General features: G+C 42.9%; 6 protein-coding genes. 2 read left to right on the forward strand and 4 right to left on the reverse strand.

The window, feature by feature from the left end; genetic code table 11:
- The first annotated feature begins 359 nt into the window (after positions 1–359).
- Both KDK15_RS17580 and KDK15_RS17585 read left to right on the forward strand, forming a co-directional pair.
- The gene (locus KDK15_RS17580; RefSeq protein WP_257296695.1) at positions 360–2198 is read left to right on the forward strand and encodes a hypothetical protein; all 1839 of its coding nucleotides are present in this window, start codon (positions 360–362) and stop codon (positions 2196–2198) included.
- A 43-nt stretch (positions 2199–2241) separates the two neighbouring features.
- Entirely contained in the window at positions 2242–2739 is a 498-nt protein-coding gene (locus tag KDK15_RS17585) for a hypothetical protein (protein ID WP_257296696.1), read from the forward strand.
- 151 nt (positions 2740–2890) lie between these two features.
- On the opposite strand, the gene KDK15_RS17590 is transcribed toward KDK15_RS17585, so the two are convergent.
- The 4 genes from KDK15_RS17590 to KDK15_RS17605 all read right to left on the reverse strand — a co-directional run bounded on the left by KDK15_RS17590 (position 2891) and on the right by KDK15_RS17605 (position 5313).
- The gene (locus KDK15_RS17590) at positions 2891–3472 is read right to left on the reverse strand and encodes a hypothetical protein (protein ID WP_257296697.1); all 582 of its coding nucleotides are present in this window, start codon (positions 3470–3472) and stop codon (positions 2891–2893) included.
- 412 nt (positions 3473–3884) lie between these two features.
- The gene (locus KDK15_RS17595; protein WP_257296698.1) at positions 3885–4259 is read right to left on the reverse strand and encodes a hypothetical protein; all 375 of its coding nucleotides are present in this window, start codon (positions 4257–4259) and stop codon (positions 3885–3887) included.
- A 164-nt stretch (positions 4260–4423) separates the two neighbouring features.
- Entirely contained in the window at positions 4424–5029 is a 606-nt protein-coding gene (locus KDK15_RS17600) for a hypothetical protein (RefSeq protein ID WP_257296699.1), read from the reverse strand.
- Positions 5017–5313 (reverse strand): hypothetical protein, encoded by a 297-nt coding sequence (locus KDK15_RS17605; RefSeq protein ID WP_257296700.1) that lies wholly within the window; start codon positions 5311–5313, stop codon positions 5017–5019. The genes KDK15_RS17600 and KDK15_RS17605 overlap by 13 nt, the downstream gene beginning before the upstream one ends.
- Positions 5314–5380 lie beyond the last annotated feature (67 nt).

Raw genomic sequence — 5380 nt, forward strand, 5'->3', positions numbered from 1 at the left:
GTTGTGCCTTGTATAGTAACTGTCCACTTAGCCAGAAATATACGATTCCATTTGGCCAACTACTTACGGTATGTCATCTGTCTTATAGTATTCGGTAGTATTACCGCCCGATTTTGAATGTCACAAAAATGTAATTATCAGGTATAAGTCAGGAGCAAAGTTTTATAAACAAAAAAACTTGAGCTTTTGGTTGTTATAGCTATTTTTCATGTTGTGGAATCTCGGCTTCTGGTGTTGTTGATTTCAAAAAAAAATCATTTCTGAAATGACATTTCACCAAGCGCCTTTTGCTTTGATCACTATTCTTATCTTTAAAAATAAATTGAGATGTTATCGGTATGATAGAATCAGGGTTTTCTTTGAGCCTTAGAACTCAGTTACAAGACAATGCTATTTCATTAACACCAGTTGCTCATTCAAATGGCACAGAGCCTCTCTTTCAGCAGTTTGCTGATAAACTGCCCCATCAAATCGCGGTTGAACTCAGGCAGAAAGATACCCTGCGCGGAATGGAAATAAAAGAGAGGCCGGGAAGTAAGGTTGAAAGCATGACAGAAAGATTAAAAGAAGGCCCAGTCAGCTTTATTATTCAATCAAAAGGTCACAATAATACCCCTGATGCATTAACTATTACCTGTTCCTTAAACAAGCCAAAACCGGGTTGCTTTATCTGCAGAAATGATAAAACCATCATGGTTAATGTGAAAAACACGGCAGGTGAAACTTATGAACGTGTGGTGGGTGGTTTCTGGGTAAGTGGTGAGCAGGAAAGTGAGGCGGGGAAAATTCACTGTATTCTGGATTTCGGGGAGCGGCGGGTTATGGATTATCAACTGACGAAATCAGAGTCAACCGATTCCCGGACTGGCAACTATCAGGTGGTTGATTCAACACTGAAGGTAAACGACTTTATCATTCCTGCAGTGACCCATCTGGAACGTGCCAGTCATGATGGTGGTCGTTATGGTACACACAACGCTATTTTTGCCAATGGAGCCGCTATTCCGGCGGCGCTGTTTGAACACGACTTTGAACATTGGAACAGCCAGCCGGAAGCCTACAGAATGTTGTTCAGAAGTCTTGGTGGCGCCCTGAGCCATGCATCGAAAAATCCGGAGGTTGATCTTAGAACATTTTTACATGCTTTTATCACTACCTGTATTGGCTCCGGACTGATTCTGGGCGGGGATGAATTGGCGGCCACAATACAAATGGCTAAGGGGTTCCCCAGTACCAGTGTTATCGGAACCCCGTCGGATAACCCGGTATTGGAAAGGTATAAATATGCCGGTGTCATACTTAGTCTGGGCAGCTTTTTCGGTTTTCAGACCACTAAGAATGCCCTGGGAGTCAGTAGTCAATTTATTGAAAACCCCGCCAAGAAACGCTGCGTAAGTGCAAAAATGTGGGTGATGGAGGTTTTTGGCAGTCAGATTCTGTCGATGCTTACCATTGGTGCCGCCATTGCCGGGGGAGAGTATCTTATTACCGGCAGTACTGAAAACAGTAACCCTCGCAAGCTGTTTACTGACCTGCTTTTAGCACAGACCGTTATTCTTGGTTTGGGGGCTGGCGTGCAGTCCAGGCTGATTGACAAAGGCGTGTCTCCAGCAAAGACATGGTTGTTTTTTGTCCTCTTTCGGTTAGCCATATTCAGGAGTGCTGCCCTGGGAGTACAGGTGATGACCGATCATCTGTTTGCCGATGGCGTTAAACCGGGGAAAATTCAGAGTATCGTGATAGCCAATGTCATTAATGAGCTGATGATCACGATTTTGAGTGGGACGTCTTATCTTTCCGGAAGATCAAAAGCCACCGATGGTTCAGAAGAGCAACTGATGGCCTATGAGCAGGATATCCGGGAACCGGCAACTGAATCCGAATCAGCAAGTTGTCTTGACACTTACGCTGATGATCATCAAATTTCCATCCATCCATTGAACCGGTTCCGTTTGAATTTAAGCCGGTCAATTGATGCCGCGCCAAAAACACTCTGGGGTAAAGTTGCTTATTACTGTTTGCATCAGGATCCGCAGGGCGTGCTGTCCAAAGTGGTCACCAGTCCATTTATCAGTGCGCTCTCTGGTCAGTCAGACGCTGAATACCGCGATGTTTTGAAGTTGCATCAAGCATTATTAAAAGATCGTTCAGTGTCCTTGCCAGTCAATAAGCCTGAAGCCAGGGGGCTACCGGTATAATCTGATGCTTATTGGCAGCTGCTAATAGAGGCGGTGATTGATCATGGATTATGATGATTGTTTTCAGGAAAAATATTTTTCACTGTTCCGGGAAAGCCCTGGTCTTACAGAGGATGATCTTGCCGTATCAGAGACCGATACCGTTAAAGAAAGAGAGCTTAAACAGTTTATCAAAGACAATTATCTTAATTCAAAAGCAGAATCCATATCAGGCAAAAATAATCCTTGCGATATTGATGAAGAAATAAGTCAAGTGAAACAACTGTTAACAGGATTGCTTGAGTCGGGCGAGATCGACCGGGAGGTTGTCCTTGAGGCGCTCAGTTATGGACTGACAGAAATGGTGGATTTTATTCACCATGAACCTGATCATCACTATTCGTTCAGTGATCAGGAGAAGGATGAACTGCACAGTATGATGAAGACTATTCTGCAAAAGACAGAAACAGAGGAACATCAGGCCATCTGTGAATCCCTGTTCCCGGATATGGTCAACTATCTTGAGTCCGTGATGGCTAAAATCAGGACTCCAAGGTTCTGACAATAAGCAGAGCCCTCTTCTGGTTCCCACGTGGAGTGAGGGTGTTGCAAAAGGTATAAAAGCCTTTGTGGTTCCCTTCTTTTTAAAGCCCTTCGTAACACCCACGGAGCATGGGAGGAAAGTTGAAACAAGAGGGGAAGTCGAAAGAAAATTACTTCTCTGGTAGACGGTGCTTGATCATTTGCCCAAGCGTGAGAATATCTTTTCGAACCTCTTTTACCTGACTCTCCACACCTTCAAGGCGCTGATTGATGCCACCAAGCCACTCATTGGTACTGCTGAGACGTTCATTGTTTTCATCCAGCCGTTCATTGGCTTCATCAAGGCGTTCATTGTTTTCACCAAGACGTTCATTCGTCTCGTTTAATCGTTCATAGGTTTCATCAACACGCTCATGGGTGCCATCGACCAGTTTGTTGGTTTCATCGAGCCGACCATTAATGGTGTCCAGGTGCTCGCTGATATCATCCAGAATTTTGTGGGTATTAGTCATTAACTCACTGGTGCGCTCAAAACCGGACAGCGTGGCCTGGGCCAGTTCGGAGACATCCTCTTTAACGCTGGTAACCTCTGCCTGAATACCTGACATATTGACCTTGACGCCAATGATCTCATGCTGGTTTTTCAATGCGATGTGTTTGATATCCGCCATTGCTTTTACCAGTCCATGAATTGTGTTGTAGAGGGACTGGTGTTGTTTCTCCAGCATCTCAACTCTTGTTTCTAGCGACATACAGCTACCTGTCTTTTGTTGTTACAAAGCCTTGTGTTAAACCATTTTGTAGTCAGACAGCCATGCAACACCCTTATTAGAAATTATTGGGAAAAAGAGTGCTATTTCTCAGCCTGGGATTCAGGCGATGGCAGTTCTATATAATAAGCAATGCACTGACTGCATGATCAGCATAGCAGAGCTTCAGAGTGTCATCGGTTTTATTGATGAGAGAAATAAAAAGAGTATTTTATAGTGGAATGGTGGTTTGGATTAAATCGTACATATCTACCTATTTTCAAAAAGAACCAATAAAAGGTAGGCAGCGTTTGGCAGATGCGCTGGGAACAGGCATTAACACAATTCATCATAAAATGAAGAGGTATGGTCTTGAAAATGAATTGAGTGAGCTTTTAGAGCGTGTAGAAGATACTCAAGTTTCTGGAACAGGTAGCATCGTTATTATCTGTTCAATGCTATTAACTAATTCAGGAGCCAGATGTTTAAATGTCACTGTATGTTCTCTGGCTGATGTCTTCTGGATAGCATTTAATATTGTGTTACACAGCATATTTCTTTCATCCTGAGTAAAAGAAAACGATTGCTTTTTATTGTAATTCATGTGCTCAACCGTTTTGGTAATGATATCAGTGATACCATTAAGCAATTCCTTTGTATCAGTATCTTCCGGATTTACTTGTTTCGCTAACACTTGATTTAATCGACTTATTTGTTCGGGTATATCTGGCTGGTTCTTATCTTGATCTTTTTCCCTGTTAAGATTGTTTGAACCTACTCTATTTTGCATAATTCAATGGCTCTTGTTCATTAGTATGGAAAAACTACCCATTCTCTTCATTTTTAAATCATGATCATTTTTGAATATATAAAGTAGTACTGATTTTATTGGTGGTTAAAATACGTTTTTTTCATTTGGGTAAAGGATTATATAGCCTGTGTAAGTAAAGGATGTTATCTCTGATAAATTATTGAACCGTTTTTAGTACTCTTTTGGAGATCGTTCATCTTTTGTTCTTTTTTGGGGACATAAGGGTAATTTTTTTCCATGGCGCTGGTTAGATTCGAGGCATTTCTTGTGCCTTCCTGCCTTGCCTTTTTGCATGCTTTATGGAGAGGCATTCCAGAACGGTAGATAAAACCCTTTTCTTGTCGTTTAATTTTGACCGGGTTTGTCGTTTCATGAAGAAGATTATTGGTCATAAAAGAATCACCGCAATGATAGCAACTCTGTTGATACTTTGTGAATCCGTCTTCCTCGACCGGTACATTTTTACGCAATTTCAGCCCCGCCAGTTGCTCACTCAATCGCATCTCCAAGCGTTCATACTCGTTGTCATCTACAACAGAGAATGCGTTGCCTGGTACCGTTCTCTCGTCCACTTCCATTGGGAGTTCAAAATCCGTACTGGCTTGTGATGGTGATGACTGCCCGGTTCTTTCATGAAATTTTTCCAGTACTGTCTTGATGATGGTTTGCTGATGTTCTCCGGAGGTAAAGTCAACAGGTTGTGTCCAGTGGCTTTCAGCAGGAAACAGTCGTTGCATCAGCTGATGCATACTGGCCATCCTGGTTGGCGGAAATAAATCCCTGAATTCATCACGTTCATCATTTGTTGCACCCGGTCAAAATTATAGCTGCTGTATTTTGCGGCATCTCTTCCTTTCCACCACCACAGAGAATCACTGTGCGGAATGACCTGGGCAAGGCACAACTTTTCATCAACCACATGGGTAACCGGCGGGGCCAATATGACTCTGACCGATGGCCCTTCATTGTGCTTATCAGTGCCGCTGAAATCGAACTCAACCTTGTAATAAGCCGCTCCTAAAAACTTGCTCAAACCTACTCAAAATTATCTAAACCTGAGCATTTTTCGCAAGACGCCAGCCGAGCAGTGCTACTGACGA

Origin of the sequence: Endozoicomonas sp. YOMI1, assembly GCF_024606345.1 — a bacterium.
Classification (GTDB): Bacteria; Pseudomonadota; Gammaproteobacteria; order Pseudomonadales; family Endozoicomonadaceae; genus Endozoicomonas.

Bases quoted from the DNA above. Each gene is read 5' to 3' on its own strand.
- KDK15_RS17585 (WP_257296696.1), top strand. From the start codon at position 2,242: ATGGATTATGATGATTGTTTTCAGGAAAAATATTTTTCACTGTTCCGG.
- KDK15_RS17590 (WP_257296697.1), bottom strand. From the start codon at position 3,472: ATGTCGCTAGAAACAAGAGTTGAGATGCTGGAGAAACAACACCAGTCC.
- KDK15_RS17595 (WP_257296698.1), bottom strand. From the start codon at position 4,259: ATGCAAAATAGAGTAGGTTCAAACAATCTTAACAGGGAAAAAGATCAA.
- KDK15_RS17600 (WP_257296699.1), bottom strand. From the start codon at position 5,029: ATGCATCAGCTGATGCAACGACTGTTTCCTGCTGAAAGCCACTGGACA.